Below are 16,207 nucleotides of genomic sequence, written 5' to 3'. Positions count from 1 at the left end.
GTACGTTGCTCGTCACTCACCCTCCGCGCATAGAGGTGACGCGCCGTCACCGGCTCGTTGTACGTGCTGCGGCGAGGCCTGTACGTGGACCTGCTGCGCCCGGGCGGCAGCGAGGAACGGCGCTCTTCTCGGTGACCAAGCCGAGGGCCGCCCGGTCGAGCGCATATGCCTCTGTTCCGGGAGCAACTGTGCGACCGGACTGCTAACTTCGGGCGATCGGGCAGCTACGTTCTGGTGGCGAGGTCACCAGGACCGAACGAACGGGCGCAACGACGGTGCACATCTCACAGGTTCTGGACAAGGTCGAGGCCGGGGACATCGCGCTCCCCGAGTTCCAGCGCGGCTACGTCTGGACACGGGACCAGGTACGAGGCTTCTTCCAGTCCCTGTACCGGGGGTACCCGATCGGGGGTTTCCTGACCTGGAGCACCAAGGCGGACAGCGTGCAGACACGCGGCGGGGACTCCGGCCGCGACGGCACGATCCACCTCCTGCTCGACGGCCAGCAGCGCGTGACGACGCTCTACGGTGTCACCCGCGGCCGGCCCCCGGAGTTCTTCGAGGGCAACGCCTCCGCGCTCACGGGCCTCCACTTCCACCTGGACACGGAAGTCTTCGAGTTCTACGCACCGGCCAAGATGAAGGACAACCCGGTCTGGGTGGACGTCACCGCGCTCTTCCTCAACGGGCTGGGCAGCCAGCTCCTCGCCGTGACCGAACTGGCCAGCGGGGACGCGGGCCGTCAGGCCACCTACATCGAGCGCCTCAACCGCATCACCCAGATCAAGGACCGCAACGTCCACATCGACGAGGTGACCGGCGAGGACAAGACCATCGACGTGGTGGTGCAGATCTTCAACCGGGTCAACTCCGGTGGTACGAAGCTCACCAAGGGCGACCTGGCCCTGGCCACCATCTGCGCCGCCTGGCCGGCCGCCCGCCCCACCATGAACAAGGCCCTGGAGGAGTGGGCCGCCGCGGGCTTCTCCTTCAAGCTCGACTGGCTGCTGCGCAACGTCAACGCCGTCCTGACCGGCGAGGCACAGTTCTCCAAGCTCGCCGACGTGGAGGTCTCCGCCTTCCGCTCCGGCCTCTCCGAGACCATCGACGCCGTCTCGTACCTGCTCAACGCGCTCGGCGGACGGCTGGGGCTCGACCACGGGGCGGTACTGAACGGCCGCGTGGCCTTCCCGGTCATGAGCCGGCTGCTGCACAAGCACGGCGGCAGGTTCCCCGACGCCATGTCGCGCGACCGCCTCTTCTACTGGTACGTGCACAGCTCGCTCTGGGGCCGCCACACGGGAGCCACCGAGACCTACCTCAACCAGGATCTGGAAGCCGTCGACGAGGGCGGCGTGGACCAGCTGATCAGCGTCCTGCGGCGCAGCCGGGGTGGCCGTCTCGTGGTCGAGCCCGACGATTTCGTAGGCTCCAGCATGGGTTCGCGGTTCTACCCGCTGCTCTACATGCTCACCCGGGTCCACAGCGCCCAGGACTTCGTCAGCGGTGTCCCGCTGCGGGCGGGGATGCTGGGCCGACTGAGCTCGCTCCAGGTCCACCACATCTTCCCGAAGGCGCTTCTGTACAAGCAGGACTACAGCCGGGCCGACGTCAACGCCGTCGCCAACTTCTGCTTCCTCACGCAGGACACCAATCTCAAGATCGGGGCGAGGGAACCGGCGGAGTACCTGGAGGAGATCGAGTCGCGTATGCCCGGAGCGCTGGCCAGCCAGTGGATCCCGATGGACCGTGACCTGTGGCAGGTGTCCGCGTACCACGACTTCCTCGCCGCCCGCCGTGAACTCCTCGCCCGCGCCGCCAACGACTTCCTCCAGGGCCTCCACGACGGGCCGTACCCGGCGGCCGTCGCGGACGCGCGCCCTGCGACCGGTGCCACGCTGCCTCCGGTGGCCCCGCCCGGCACGGCGCGCGCCGACGCGGCCGAGGAGGTCCCCGGCCTGGGCGCCCTCCTGGCCGAGGCGAGTGAGGCCGACCTCGTAGCCCCCGAACTGGACAGCGAGGTCAGCGACCCGGCCACCGGGGCCGCGATCGTGGTCGCTGCCGCGTACTGGCCGCTGGGGCTCCGCGCGGAGGGCGGGGTGCCGATCGTCCTCGCGCCCGACATGACCGAGGAGGAGCAGGCGGCCCTGGAGGCGGGTGACTACCGCATCTTCCACAGCACGGACGCACTGCGGGCCCATATCCGGAACCTGCGTGCCGAGGACTGAGGAGCGAGGTCGGGGCGACACGATGAGCAATGAGGACGGGGTGGCACAGCGGCCGGAGGACGAACCGGGTACGGGCGTCGTCGCGGCCTTCGGCAAGCAGCTGAAGTTGCTGCGGGTCCGCGCGGGGCTCGACCGGGCGGAGTTCGGCAAGCGGGTCGGGTACGCGGCGGAGTCCATCGCGTCGATCGAGCAGGGGCGCCGGATTCCGCAGCCGCGGTTGGTGGAGCGGGCGGATGAGGTGTTGGAGGCCGGGGGTGTGCTGGTTGCGCTGAAAGAGGTTCTTGCGCGCGCCCAGTACCCCGCGTTCTTCCGGGACATGGCTCGGCTGGAGTCGGAGGCGGTCGAGTTGTATGCGTACGACACGCTGCTCGTCAACGGGCTCTTGCAGACCGAGGAGTACATGCGTGCCGTGTTGGCCATGAGGCGCCCACTGCTCGACGAGGCGACGATCGAGCTGCGTGTTGCGGCCCGCCTGGCACGACAGGAGATCTTCAGCCGGTGGCCTGCTCCTCTGCTGGGCTTCGTGCTGGACGAGTCAGTTGTGCGTCGGACCATCGGCGGACGTGACGTGCTGCGGGAACAGCTTGAACAGCTCCTGCTGATCGGGCACAAGCGCAACGTCGAGCTTCAGGTGATGCCCATGGAACGCGACGACAATGCGGGCGTGGACGGCCCGTTCACGGTGCTCGTCCGCAAGAACAACGAGCAGTTCGTGTACACCGAAGTGCAGGGTCACAGCCATCTGCAGACCGACCGGGACGAGACACGGCAGGCTGCGGCGCGCTATGGAATCATCCGGAGTCAGGCTCTCAGCCCGAGAGAGACCCTGGGATTCATCGAGAAGCTGCTGGGAGAGCTATGAACACCGTCGACGTCTCAGGCCAAGTCCTCGAAGCCGCCTGGCGCAAGAGCAGCTACAGCGGTGCCGAGGGCGGTCAGTGCGTGGAGGTGGCCGCCACGGCCGACGAGATATGGGTACGGGACTCCAAGAACCCGACCGGCCCCGTACTCGCCGTTGGTCAGGCCGCTTGGACCGGGTTTCTGGAGTCGGCTGTGAGCAGCTGAACAGCGCGCGGGATCCGGAGGGTTCCGGCGCACGGCGGAACCCTCCGGTCACGCACTACACGTCGTCCAAGCCCTCTTCGCTACGGATCATGCGCCAGGCCGCACGGCGGGCGCTGCGGTCCAGGTTGGACTTGAAGCTGCGGTCGGCGCCGAAGTAGCGCTTGCCGAGAGTGTCGATGGTGGACACGTGGTCCATCATGTTCTCCTCGAACTTCTTGTCGAAGACGATGCCGAAGTTCTCCTCGTCGTTGACGAGGGCGGCGGCCCGCACCTTCGGGTCCTTCTTGGTGGCGTTGAAGGCGGGGAGAACGTCCTCCTCGGTGAATTCCGTCCCGAACTTCGCGTTGAACTTCTCGATCAGCTCGGACAGCAGCGACTTCTCGGCGTCCTTGCCACCGCCGACACCGTCACCGAACCCCTTCAGTTCGGCGGGGCCTTCGGGCGTGAGGGACACGTCGTGCTCGCCGGTCTTCTCCACGCGCAGGTGACTGAGGTCGACTTCCCCTATGTCGACTCCGCCGTCTGCCAGCCGCGGGAGGCGGTTGAGCAGGTGGCGGCCGTAGAGGTACAGCCGCTCCAACTCCGCGTCCTGGTACGGAACGATCTGCGCGAGGAACCCGTACTTACGCACGTAGTCGTTGAGGTTCGCGCGGAACTCCTCGGCAGCCTCGACCTCGTCCTCCTCCTCGCTTTCCAGGAGGTGGCTGAAGCGGGTGACCGCGGGGGAGAGGAGCCGGTACAGCTCGGCGTGCAGCTTCTCCCACTTGGACTGGTTGCCGGCCGCCTTCGCCTCCGCCTCAATGTACGCGGCGACGAACTGGTCCATGTCCTGCTCCGAGATGATCGGCGCGGACATGACGCGGCTCTGGGCCGTGTAGAGGAGGTTCGGGTCCGAGGGAAGGGTGTGTGCCTCCTCGAAGTACGGGCGGAAGGCGTCCTGGATGTCCTCGGCATCGTTCACGAAGTCCAGGACGGCAAGGTCGGCCTGGGACTTGCGTTCGGCGGTGCGGTTGAGGCGCGAGAGGGTCTGCACGGCGGCGATACCGGTCAGCGTCTTGTTCACGTACATCGTCGTGAGGAGCGGCTGGTCGAAGCCTGTCTGGTACTTCTCGGCGACAACCAGAATGCGGTACTCCTGCTGGCCCTTGCCGCCGGCCTTCGCGGCCTTGTCGTCGGCGCGGGTGTAGGCGAACGCCTTCGGCAGCGCCGCCTCCGAGAGGCCGCCGTTCTCCTTGACCTCGGTGGTCTCCTCGCCGTCGAGGGTGAGGGAACCGGAGATCGCGACCAGGACACCGAGGTCCGGGTACTTGGTGTCGTAGCCGACGTCGGCGATGTAGCTGCGGATGGCCCGCGCCATCTCCACGGCGGAGAGCCGGGACGCCGTGACCACCATTGCCTTGGCACGCCCGCCGAGCCGCCCCCGGGTGTGACGTACGAAGTGCTCCACGATCACCTGGGCGTGCTGGGACACCGTGTGCTCGTGCATGAGCGCGAACCGGGCGAGGTGGCTGTTCGCCTTGGAGGGGTCCACCTCCTTCTCGTCGCGGTTCAGGTTCGCGAGCTTCCAGTACGTGTTGTACGTGACGTAGTTGCGCAGCGGATCGAGGATGAAGCCCTCCTCGATGGCCTGGCGCATGGAGTAAGTGTGGAAGGGGCGGTAGACGGGCTTCCCGTTCTCCACTCCTTCGGTGCCGAAGAGCTCGAGCGTCTTGGACTTGGGGGTGGCGGTGAAGGCGAAGTAGGAGAGGTTCGAGGCGCGGGAGCGCGCCACGGCCTTCGCCTTCAACTGCGCGTCCACGGTGAGGGTGGTCGCGCCCTTGTCATCCGAGTCCGCGTCCAGGCCGAGGTCCCGCAGGGCGGACTTCACGGCGGTCGCTGCGTCGCCGGACTGGGAGGAGTGCGCCTCGTCCACGATGATCGCGAAGCGGGTGCCCTTGATCTCGGTGGGGTTGCGCTTGATGTAGTCCAGCAGCGCGGGGAACGAGTGCAGGGTGACCGTGACGATCTTCCCCGTGTCGCGGGAGAGGGCGCGGGCGAGCTGTTCGCTCTTGGCGCCGTGCTTCTCGTCGACCTTCACGACCAGGCCGTCCGTCTGCGAGAAGCTGCCGACCGTCGCCGAGAGCTGGGCGTCCAGGGCGCGGCGGTCCGTGATGACGATGACCTTGTCGAAGACCGGCTCACCCGGCCTGATGCGTCCCTCGGCCAGGGCCTCCGGGTTGAGGACGTGCGGGTCCATGCGGGCGTGCAGATCGCTCAGGCGGTGGGCCAGCCAGCCGATCGTGTTCGACTTGCCCGAGCCAGCCGAGGCCATGATCAGGTAGTTCTGGCCGGCGCCGTGAACTGACGCGTGCGCGGTGAGTTTCTTGACCACGTCCCACTGGTGGAAGCGCGGGAAGATCGTGGACTTGGTGGTGCCTCCGCCCGGCGTCTTGTGCTTCTGCTGGTGCACAAAGCGCTGGAGCAGGTCGAGCCAGTTGTCGCGCTCCCAGACCTGTTCCCAGAGGTACGACGTGGCGTACGCGCCGTGCGTCGTGGGCGCCGGGTTTCCGGCGCCGCCGGGCTGGCCGGGGCCGTTCGAGCCGGTGTTGACGGGGAGGAACTGGGTTGCCTTGCCGCGAAGTTGTGTGGTGACGAAGACAAGGTCCGGGTCCACGGCGAAGTTCGCGACGACCCGCCGCGTGAAGATCAACTCCGTCGGGTCGCGGTCGGTCCGGTACTGCTCCTTGGCCTGCTCCACGCCCTGCCCTGTGAGCGGGTTCTTCAACTCGGCGGTGGCGACAGGAATGCCGTTAAGGAACAGGGTGAGGTCGAGCCGGTGTCCCCAGTCAGCCTGCTTGGTGGCGTAGGGGAGTTCGCGGACGACGGTGAGGCGGTTGGCTCGGTAGCCGTCCAGGACTGATTCGGCTGAGATCAGGTTGGGCTTGAAGTAGGCAACGCGGAGTCTGACCCCATGATCCTTGACGCCGTTGCGGAGCACGTACAGCAGTCCGTCATCAGCAATGGCCCGGTCAAGCCGCTGCGCAAAGCCCCGCTGCGCCTCATTGGGGTTGCCGCCGTAGTAGGTGAGCAGTTCGTTCCACTCGTCGGGCTGGGTCGCTCCGATGAAGGTAAACAGCTCGTTGGTGTCGAGGCCGAGATCGGGGCGGTAGTCCTCGGGGTTCGCCTCCCGCCAGCCGCGCTCACTTAGCGCGATGACAATGGCTGAACCGAAGGAAGACTCGTCGTGCACGGGGCTCATGCGGATGCTCCCTCGGTCACGTTGCGTCCACTTGCGGTGGATACATCGAATTGACCGGTGACTGCGGCGGTGATCAGGGCTTGGCGGCGCTCACGCAGCAGTGCCTGTTGGCGTCGCACCCGGTCGGTAAGCGAGTCGATCCGAGCGTTTTGCCGACGAATCGACTGCACGATTTCCTCCTGCTCGCTCCGGGAAGGCAGCGGAACTCGTAGCATTTGAAGATCGGGTACATAGATCGTCTTATGTGTGGAGCCCATAGCCAGTCGGCCGAGGAGGTCGGGCCGCATAGCCCGAAGGCACCACAAGAGGAAGTGCGGGATCAGGCGAGGCCCACACGTCCAGGTGACAAAGTCCTGACTCGTTGCCATGGGGACGCCCATGACGCCGGAGTAGCCGGCTGACGCTGTACGGCAAAGAAAGACAGTGTCTTTTGGATGCAATTCGGCTGCCGAGTGGGCTAGGCCGAGTTCGCTAATCTTTTCTCGAGTGTCGTACAGGTCCTCAATTCTATCGTCTCGTACCTTTCTCACCTCACCTGTTGTGACCCAGGGAATACGGCAGTCCATCCACCACTCCGGATGGGATCTGCTCGGCGTATGTCCGCTGCCCATGCGAGCCAGTAGCCCCAAGCGGACTTCTTGCCAAGTCGTTGGCACTGACTCCAGCCAGGCTAGGTTGGAGTCCCGTCGGTCCGCGTGCCTACTGCCCGCCACGGCCGCAACTACATTTGCAGTGCGGCGTTCGGCCAAGAGTTCAAGCTCGCGCTGCAAAGCAAGTGACAGCTTGTCGATGTGGGCGGTTTCGGCGTCAAGGTAGTCGGCGATGCGGCGCTGCGCCTCGCCTGGCGGAATTGGGATCGGCACACCCGACAGATCTTCTTTGGTGACATGAACCATGCCGATCATGCCGCTCGTGAGCTCCCGTTCGATCCAGTGGGTGGCCGCTCTAAGGGCCCAGTAGAGCCACCGCGGATCACAGCCGAAGGTGCCGACCTTGAAGATGTGCTGGTTCAAATAGTGCTTTCCGCGTTTGGTCCACAAATAGGGGCCGAAGGAGGTTCCAGGGTTTCCTGACCATGAGAACAGCAAGTCGCCGTACTTGATCGAGTACTTGCTGGGGAGGCTGAGTTGGGAGTGATTAAAGATCTGCGAACCGTTGAGGTTTTCGATCCGAATAATCGGGGTTCCGACTTCGCTCCGATCGCTGGAGCTGAAAACATACCCATTCGTCAGCGTCGCCAAGTGCTTGAGCGGGACCGTGGTCCAGTTATCCGGAAGGACGCTTCCATACGGGAGACTGTTCTCTCTCATTCAGTAACCTCCTGGAGCAGCCCCTGAATCTCGGTCTCTAGCGCCTTCAGCTCACAGTCGATGTCGACCAAGGAGCGCGGTGGCTTGTACACATAGAACTGCCGTGTGAACGGGATCTCGTACCCGATCTTCGTCTTACTGTGGTCGATCCACGCGTCCGGGACGTGTGGGTGTACCTCCCGCTTCAGGTGCTCCTCCACGTCCCCACCCAACGGCACGTTCTCGTAGTCGCGGAGTTCCGAGTCTGGCTCGGGCTGGCCCTTGACGAGCTGGACCTCGCCCTCCGTGTCCCGGACGCCGATCGCGTCCCGTAGCGCCTTGTTGAACGGAGCCCCGCTCGGCCACGTCGCGCCGGCCTCCACCACCGCGTCCTTCAGGGCGATCCACGCCTCCTGCTTCGTGCCCCAGCTCGTGACCTGCATCGACTTGAACGCGTCGAGCATCACCTCGGCCTGCGGCAGCTTCTGGATGACCTTGGAAGCCTCCAGAGCCGCCAGCGTCTCCTCCGTCAGCTCGAACCGCAGCTTCAGCGGGCGTTCGACCGTGATGCGCTGGTAGCCGAAGTCCTCGTTCTTGAAGACCTTCACCTTGCCATGCAGCGGGTGCTCCGGGTCGTTCACGACCGACAGGGCCTCGCCGTACAGCTCGACCACCGTGCGGATGTGCTCCTTGCCCAGGGCCTTGCGCTTGTCGCCGAGCGACTTGCGCATCTTCTCCCACTGGTCACGGGCGTCCAGCAGCACGACCTTGCCCTTGTGGTCAGGGCTCTTCCGGTTGGTCAGGATCCAGAAGTACGTGGAGATGCCGGTGTTGTAGAACAGCTGGTCCGGCAGGGCCACGATGCCCTCCAGCCAGTCGTTCTCCAGGATCCACCGGCGAATCTCCGACTCACCGGATCCGGCCGCGCCCGTGAACAGGGGCGAGCCGTTGAAGACGATCGCGATGCGCGAGCCGCCCCCGCCGTTCACGTCCACCGGCTTCATCTTGTCGATCATGTGCTGGAGGAACAGCAGCGAGCCGTCGTTGATGCGGGGCAGACCCGCGCCGAAGCGGCCGGCCTCGCCGAGCGTCTTGTGCTCCTCCTCGACGGCCTCCTTGACCTTCTTCCACTCCACGCCGAACGGCGGGTTGGCCAGCATGTAGTCGAAGGTCTTGCGGGCGTGACCGTCGTCGGAGAACGAGTTGCCGAAGGCGATGTTCTCCGGGTCCTGGCCCTTGATCATGAGGTCGGACCGGCAGATCGCCCACGACTCGGGGTTCAGCTCCTGCCCGTACACCTCCACCGTCGCGTCCGGGTTCAGCTCGGTGATCAGGTCGTCCATCGCGGAGAGCATGCCGCCCGTGCCGCACGCCGGGTCGAGGACCGTGCGCACGGCGCCCGGGAGCTGGAGCGCGTCGCCGTCCGGGGCGACCAGCAGCCGCACCATGAGCTGGATGACCTCACGCGGCGTGAAGTGCTCACCGGCCGTCTCGTTCGACTGCTCGGAGAAGCGGCGGATCAGTTCCTCGAAGATGTAGCCCATGTTGTGGTTGGGCACGACCTCGGGGCGCAGGTCCAGGTCCGTGAACCGGCCCATGACCTTGTAGAGCAGGTCGGCGTCGTCGAGCTTCTTGATCTGCTGGGCGAAGTCGAAGCGCTCCAGCACCCCGCGCGCGTTGTCGGAGAACGCACCCACGTACACCTGGAGGTTCTTCGCCGCGTTCTGCGGGTCCGCCGCAATCTTCTTCAGCGTCAGGCGGGACCGGTTGTAGAAGGAGTGGCCCGCGGCCCGGCGCAGGAAGCGGTCCGGGTCGATGCCGCTGTCCTTGTGCTGCTCGGCGATCTCCGCGACCTTGTCGCGTGTCGGCTCCAGGACGCACTCCAGGCGCCGCAGCACCGTGAACGGCAGGATGACCTTGCCGTAGTCGGACTGCTTGTAGTCCCCCCGCAGGAGGTCGGCGACGGACCACGCGTGGTTCGCCAACTCCGTGTGCTTGCTGCTGTTCAAGACTTCTTCCGTTTCCCTTCCGGGGCCGTACGGATGACTGTGGTGCGGCGGGCGCGGGACGCTGGGCCCTCGTCCGTCCGCATCTGAAGTGGGGGTGTCGCCGGAGCTTAAGTGGGCTCCGGCACCAACTGGCCGCCCGCGAGCCCCCCGCTCACGAGCCGCGCCGTCTCCTCCGCCAAGTCCCTGGCGGTCCGCGCCTGTTCACGCAGCGCTTCCACGTGCCGGAATGCTTCGCCGTACCGGCGCTGCTCCTCCAGCGGCAGCAACGGTACGCGCAGTCGGCCCGGTGTGAGGTGGAGTGTGGAACTGCCGGTCGACGCGCCGGCCAGGTTGGCCTCGGAGCTGAGGAAACCGAGGAGGAACCACGGGTCCAGCCGTGCCGGGTCCGGGCGGAACAGGTGAAGTCCGGTCCCCAGCAGAGCACCGGCCTCCGCCTCGCCCGCCACCCGTGCCATGGGGCCACTGCCGCCGACGAGGCTACGGACCAGGACGTCACCCTCGGCGATCTCCGGCATCTGCTCGGCCTGCACTTCCAGGGAGAGTCCGGTCGGTCCCGTCCCGGCGTTGAGGTCACGGCCGGTCAGGACAGGGCGAGGGTCGCGGCTGTCGCCGCTGCCCGCATCCAGGGCCTCCGCCTCGGCCGCCGCCCTCGGTGAGACCGGAACCGCGCGCAGCACCTTCAGTGCCCCACCCCGGGCCAGGTCGGACACCGTGGCCGTGCGCCACTCGCGGGCCGAGGCCCCCGCGGCGTCCCACGCCGTAGCGCCGGCCAGTTCGGCCACCGTCCGCACCGCGGCTGACAGCCCTTCGCGGGCCGCCGCCGCCTCACGGGCCAGGTCTTCAGGGTCGATGTCCGACTGAGAGGCCCGGACCTGCCGGGCGGGTGTCACGTCCACGACCTCGTCGAGCAGGTCGACCACGCTCACCGCCCGCGCCACACCGGCCTGTGCCTCGAAGGCGTCCGGGTCCTCGGCGTACGCCGTCCACGCGGAGAGGATCTGCTCGGTCACCCGCGTCCAGTCCACCGAACCCGAACGGGTTGCGCCGCGTCCCGGGGTTGACGGCTCGCCCACCGGGTCGACGAACAGCACCGTCTGGTAGGCCGGCCGCGTCGGTTCGGGCCGTTGCAGCACCCACACCTGCAGACCGATGTGGAGCGGGACCGCCGCCCCGGGCGGCAGGGCGGCGACCGCCCGCAGCGCGCCGCTCCGGATCAGTTCCGCGCGGATACGGCGGCCGGAGGAGCGGGACGCCGTAGCCGGCGGAAGGAGCAGCACGGCGTGGCCGCCCGGTTCGAGGTGGGCCAGCGCGTGCTGGATCCAGGCCAGCTCCGACTCGGCGCGGGGCGGGAAGCCGTACGCCCAGCGCGAGTCGTAGGCCAGTTCGTCGTGTCCCCAGTCCCGGTCGCCGTAGGGCGGGTTGCACAGGACGGCGTCGACCGTGAGGTCCGGGAAGGCGTCGGCGCGCAGGCTGTCGCCCGTGCGCACGGTGACCTGTGTGCCCTCGCTCGCCGTCAAAGTCACGCCGACCGCGGTGCGACGCGCTTGGACCGGCACGCTGTCCTGCCCGTACAGCTCGCGCGCGCCCCGTGCCGCCGCAGCCGTCAGCAGGGTGCCACTGCCACAGGCCGGGTCGAGGACGCGGGCCGGGGCGCCCGGCACCAGGCCGGCCATCAGGTCGGCGAGTGGGGCGGGGGTGCGGTAGGCGCCGCTGGCGGCGCTGTCCTCGAGTTCCCGCTCGGCCAGTACTCCCAGCGCCGCCTGTGCGCCCTCGTCGCGGACACAGAGCAGCAGAGCGCGCAGGACGGTGGTGTCGACGTCGGTGAACCGGACGGACTCCGTCTCCGGGACCACGTCCGCCACCCCGGCGGCTGCCTCGTTCGCCCGCTTCACCAGGTCGGCGTCGGACCCCGCGAGCAGGTCCGTGAGCTCGTCGGCGGGGCGGCGGGCCGCCGCCAGGACGAGGACGAGCAGGTCGGAGGCACCGGCTCCCGCCGGTTCACGGAGACGCAGGGTGGTGCGCAGTTCCCCGCTGGGTGTGGCCGCCGTGTGCTGTCCGCGGGAGGCGAGCCAGGCACGGACCTCTTCGAGGTCGTAGAGCGGGCTGCTGTCGGTGCCGCCCGAGGGTGCGGGGAAGTCGTCGTGCCGCCGGCGCCAGTTGCTGACGGTGGCGCGCGTGACGCCCGCGATGCGGGAGATCTCGGCGGCTGTCACCTGGGCGGATGGTGTGGAGGGCTGCGACATGGGGGGTCCTGGCTCCGATGGTCGGCGTGGTCACACCCTACAGCACCCGTCAACTCTGGCAAGCTGATGGACAATGCTTTCACGGTCATGCTTACATGGAATCGCTTCCGACGGTGAGCAGTGCACCGGTGGTGAAGCACACGTACCTGGCCACAGCCATGCCTCGAGAGCCCGGCCCGCGTCTCAGCTCCACCTCGGGACAGCGGCGAAGTACCACGCCTACCGGCCTGTCGCCGGGCCATCGATCACCATCAGGGGGGAACCCATGCGCCTGACCATGCCGAGCGGCATCCCGGAAGGAATCCCGCTCACCGTCATGCCGTTCCGCGAGGACGCCGTCATCGGCACCATGTCCCTCGCCACGCTGGTGCGGCTCGTGCCGTCCCCGCGTCAGGAAGAGGACCCGCGCGTCCTCAAGGCCGCCTCCGGGCACGACCGGCGCCGCGCCGAACTGCGCGCGACCGTGCAGCGGACGCTGAAGTCCCAGAAGGGAAAGAACATCCCGGACTACGCCGAGTACATCGCCGCCGGCATCGTCGGCAAGCACGGCTCGGCGTGGTCCACGCCGCCCATCACGCTCTGGCACCCGGGCGAGGTCGCCGCGATGAGCGACGAACTGGTTCCCGGCTCCGGCCTGCGGACGCTGACGGTGGCTCCGGACGCCGTGGTGATCGCCGTCGACGGCGAGACACAGACCACCGCCTGGCACGACATCTACCGGGACCCGGAGGCCTTCGGTCTCACCTACACGGAGCTCAACCAGCGCGTCCGCATCCCCTTCGAGCTCTACCTCGGGATCTCACCGGCGGACGCCCGGCAGATCTTCTACGACCGCAACGTCAAGGGCGTCGACGTCGCCAAGAACCTGGCCATGTCCATGGACCAGCGTGACCTGGCCACCCGTCTCGCCTACACCGTCGGTGAGACGCTCGAGGTCGAGTCGGACGGGCAGCGGATGCCGTTCGGCAAGCTGGTCAACGCCGGGAAGCGGCAGCTCACCAAGTCCGACAAGGAGGTGCTGACGCTGTCCGCGCTGCGGGCGCTGATCGTCACCACCGTCTTCGGCAGCAAGGGTGTCCACTACTCGGCGGCCAACGTCCACGAGGGAGACCTGCCGCCCAACACCGACGCCGACGAGGTGGCGACGGTGGTCGTCCGCCTGGTGTCCCGGCTGATCGGGGACCACTTCCCGGACTTCGCCCGGCGCAGCGCCATCACCGCCCCGGCCGTGATGGCGGGCCTCGGCATCCTGCTTCACCGTGCCACCCCGTGGTGCGCCCCCGATGTCGCCGTGAACTACGAGGCGGTGGAGCGTCTGCTCGCCGACGTCCGCTGGGAGCGCGAAGCCCTCTACTGGGACGGCGTCTGCGCCACCGTGGGCGCCTCCGGTCGTCTCAACTTCAGCGGGGGTGTCAGGGACTCCGCCGGCCGTGTCGCCGGCGCGCTCCTCGATCCGGCCGGCGACCTGGGTAAGAAGATCCGCGGCGTTCGTCGCTGAACGGGTCTATATCAGGGACCTGTTGACGTCTAGATCTTCTCGGTCGAGCACCGCCCGAACGAGGCCCTTCACATGGGCACGGCCCCTGGCTCCCGCGTATCCGGTGTCTCGGGGCCGTGACCGAAGGGCGGCCTCAGTCCGCCCTTTCCACACAGACAAGGAAACGACCATGAACACCCCGAACATCGCCGCAGCGCCCCGACCGTCGATCGCGACGACCCCGGCACGCTGGCGCAAGCCCCTTGTGGCCGTGGCCGCGGCAGCCGCGGGCTGCCTCCTCTCCGCCTGTTCCGGTATCAGCGGCACCGAGACCGACTCCGCGCCGAAGGGCGCCACGGTCAGTGCCTCGCAGGACGACCAGAGCGCCGAGGAGGCGGCGCAGGACGCCGTGGACGACTCCGAGGGCGACACCTTCACCGTCGACCTCGACAAGACCGCCACGTGGAACAACGGCGTCAAGGCGCACCTGGGCAGCTTCGGCCGGGGTACCTCCGGCGAGTACGCCAGCCCGTCCGGCAAGGCCTACCTGTCCTTCTCCGTCACGGTGCGGAACGGCTCCCTGTCCGCCCTCGACCTGAGCATGATCAGTCTGTCCTGCCCGGAGGGTGCCGAGGAGGTCTTCGACACGGACGCGGGATTCGACGGCACGCCGGATACGCACCTGCTGCCGGGCAAGTCGGGCACCTGGAAGGCGGCCTGCGTGTTCCCCAAGACCGCCAAGGACGCCCAGATCGAGATCACGCCGGCCGACACCTCGGGCTCCGGGTGGTACCGCACGGCCATCTTCACCGGCCAGGTGAAGTAGCCCGGACCGCAGTGGCTTCCCCGACCTCCGACCCGCCTGAGAGGACACCGTCGTGATGGCAGAACACACCGAGCTGATCCGTCACCTCGCCGACGACTTCACCGCCTTGGAGGAGGCCGTCCTCCGGCAGGTGAACGGGGTCGGCGCGCCGGAGACGGCGGCGGCTCTGGAGGATCCCGCCCTCGTCGGCCCAGTGGCCGTCGTCCTCGCGCACGCCGACGTCCTCGCCCGCGGGGCCGTACGGCGTGCGGAACTGGCGGTACAGCCCCGCGAGCGGCTGCGGCGCCTGCGTGCGCAGGCGCGCACGGTGCGACGGGCACGGTCGCAGGCGGAGGCCAGGTACAAGAAGGAGCGTGCCCGTCGGACCGGCCGTCCGCGGCCGGTGGAACCGCTGGAGCTGAGGGTCGTGCGCACGGCCTTCCCCTCGTCCTTCCATGAACTCCTGCGGCAGGAACTCCGTGGCAGAGGGCTGCCGGACGGCTCGCCGCACGCTCCGGAAAGCGACCTCGCCCGATGGGCCTGGGAGCGGGCGGCGGCCGGCCGGGTCGTGCCGGAGGCGGTACGCGAACTCCTGCACTGTGACGACGAGACGTTCGTCCGGGCACTCCTGCTCGACGCCAGGGAGGAGGAGAACCCGTTTCTCCCGCACGACGCGGTGGTCGAGCGGTGGAGCCGCCATACCCGCACGGCATTGGCATGGGGGCGTTACGCGATCGGGCAGGTGGAACGGGACGTACTCGCCTGTTCCCCTACCGCTCGACGTACACGACTTGATGCGCTGGACGATGCCTACCAGGACGCCGCGGTGCTCGCTGCCCGCTCGCGTGAAGCGCAGCTTCGGGCGGCCGATCTCCATGACCGGATGCAAGCCTGTGTGGCCTCAGGGCCCTTCGCGGAGGTCGTGGCTCAGTGCCGTGCCGGTGCGCTGGCGCGTTTCGCGCACACCCAGCCCGAAGCGTGGCGGCGCGTCCGGGACGCCACCGCGAAGCATCAGGCGGACTGCCCCGAACGGGCCGACGGCTGCCGGCGCTGTCACGGAACCGTCGCCGAGGTCGTGGCCGAGGGGTCGCTCGCCGGCCGGGACGAGCAGGGCGAGTGCGAGTTCCCGGTGTCGTCGGCCTCGGCTCACGACGACCGGTACGCCCTGCTCGCCGACGTTCCCGATACCGCCGTCGTGGCCGTCGCCGACGCCGCGCTAGGGGACGACTCCGCCGTGTGCGGATACGGCTGGGCGTCGGAGGAGGGGAGCACCGGGCACGGCGACTCCATGGCCGCGAGCAGCGGTGAAGCGGAAGTCATCGGTATCTGCGCTGCCGCTCTCAGCCTCCTCGAACGTCACCAGGGGGTGTCGGTAGTGCTTCTGTGCGACAGCACCGAGGCCGTCGACGCGGTCGACTCCGCTCTGAGGGCTGCTGATCCCGGGGCAGCCCGCCGCACCATTCTGTTCCCGGAGAGCCTGCAGCTGCTGGACCGCCTGATGCGCCACCGTGACCGCGTCCAGGTGCGCTGGCTGAAGGGCCATGTCGGGCATGACCTCAACGAGACTGCGGACGCCTACGCCCGTCTTGCGCTTCGCCGTGCCACGGGGCGCTTCCCCGCCGCCATGGCAAGGAAAGAGACGGCGCGGATTCTGCGTACGTTCGGTTCCGCACAGCACCATTCGTTGACCGCTGCATAAGTGCGCGACCCAGCACGGCGGTTGCCCTGTCATTGACGGACTTCCCGGATGAAAGGAGCCCCGCCTTCATGTTCCTCGTCAACATGCGCAAGCCACAGCGATGACCCGTGTGCACGGGCATGCTGCCGACCAGCACAACGATTGACGTACTCCA

Annotated in this window: 10 protein-coding genes; 6 read left to right on the top strand and 4 right to left on the bottom strand. The window is 67.9% G+C overall.

Features of this window, described 5'->3' with window-relative positions; genetic code table 11:
* Nucleotides 1-275 precede the first annotated feature (275 nt).
* Genes ABZ899_RS06990 through ABZ899_RS06980 form a run of 3 tightly spaced genes read left to right on the top strand, consistent with a single transcriptional unit; the run spans nt 276 to nt 3,293 of the window.
* Nucleotides 276-2,228, top strand: coding sequence for a DUF262 domain-containing protein (locus ABZ899_RS06990; protein WP_361341852.1), 1,953 nt, complete (start codon nt 276-278; stop codon nt 2,226-2,228).
* A gap of 22 nt (nt 2,229-2,250) precedes the next feature.
* Entirely contained in the window at nt 2,251-3,090 is an 840-nt protein-coding gene (locus ABZ899_RS06985; protein ID WP_361341850.1) for a helix-turn-helix transcriptional regulator, read from the top strand.
* A complete protein-coding gene (locus tag ABZ899_RS06980; RefSeq protein WP_361341847.1) occupies nt 3,087-3,293 on the top strand; it encodes a DUF397 domain-containing protein in 207 nt (68 codons plus the stop codon). Before ABZ899_RS06985 ends, ABZ899_RS06980 begins: the two co-directional genes overlap by 4 nt.
* A gap of 55 nt (nt 3,294-3,348) precedes the next feature.
* On the opposite strand, the gene ABZ899_RS06975 is transcribed toward ABZ899_RS06980, so the two are convergent.
* The 4 genes from ABZ899_RS06975 to ABZ899_RS06960 all read right to left on the bottom strand — a co-directional run bounded on the left by ABZ899_RS06975 (nt 3,349) and on the right by ABZ899_RS06960 (nt 12,072).
* Nucleotides 3,349-6,531, bottom strand: a complete 3,183-nt coding sequence (locus tag ABZ899_RS06975; RefSeq protein WP_361341844.1) for a type I restriction endonuclease — start codon at nt 6,529-6,531, stop codon at nt 3,349-3,351.
* The gene (locus ABZ899_RS06970) at nt 6,528-7,841 is read right to left on the bottom strand and encodes a restriction endonuclease subunit S (RefSeq protein WP_361341841.1); all 1,314 of its coding nucleotides are present in this window, start codon (nt 7,839-7,841) and stop codon (nt 6,528-6,530) included. Before ABZ899_RS06970 ends, ABZ899_RS06975 begins: the two co-directional genes overlap by 4 nt.
* Complete coding sequence (locus tag ABZ899_RS06965; protein ID WP_361341838.1) at nt 7,838-9,829, bottom strand: class I SAM-dependent DNA methyltransferase; 1,992 nt, start codon at nt 9,827-9,829, stop codon at nt 7,838-7,840. Before ABZ899_RS06965 ends, ABZ899_RS06970 begins: the two co-directional genes overlap by 4 nt.
* Before the next feature lie 107 nt (nt 9,830-9,936).
* Entirely contained in the window at nt 9,937-12,072 is a 2,136-nt protein-coding gene (locus ABZ899_RS06960; RefSeq protein WP_361341835.1) for an N-6 DNA methylase, read from the bottom strand.
* A gap of 265 nt (nt 12,073-12,337) precedes the next feature.
* On the opposite strand from ABZ899_RS06960, the gene ABZ899_RS06955 reads away from it, so the two are divergent.
* The 3 genes from ABZ899_RS06955 to ABZ899_RS06945 all read left to right on the top strand — a co-directional run bounded on the left by ABZ899_RS06955 (nt 12,338) and on the right by ABZ899_RS06945 (nt 16,053).
* Entirely contained in the window at nt 12,338-13,570 is a 1,233-nt protein-coding gene (locus tag ABZ899_RS06955) for a DNA sulfur modification protein DndB (RefSeq protein ID WP_361341833.1), read from the top strand.
* Nucleotides 13,571-13,739: 169 nt separating this feature from the next.
* Nucleotides 13,740-14,375, top strand: a complete 636-nt coding sequence (locus ABZ899_RS06950) for a hypothetical protein (RefSeq protein WP_361341830.1) — start codon at nt 13,740-13,742, stop codon at nt 14,373-14,375.
* Nucleotides 14,376-14,481: 106 nt separating this feature from the next.
* Nucleotides 14,482-16,053 carry an RNase H family protein gene (locus ABZ899_RS06945; protein ID WP_361341827.1) on the top strand — a complete coding sequence of 524 codons (1,572 nt, stop codon included), beginning with the start codon at nt 14,482-14,484 and terminating at the stop codon, nt 16,051-16,053.
* Nucleotides 16,054-16,207: the final 154 nt, after the last annotated feature.

This window comes from Streptomyces sp. NPDC046859 (assembly GCF_040645135.1).
In the GTDB taxonomy this organism is placed as follows: Bacteria; Actinomycetota; Actinomycetes; order Streptomycetales; family Streptomycetaceae; genus Streptomyces.
The sequence above is the reverse complement of the archived record's forward strand: the minus strand, read 5'-3'. Positions and strand labels throughout refer to the sequence as shown.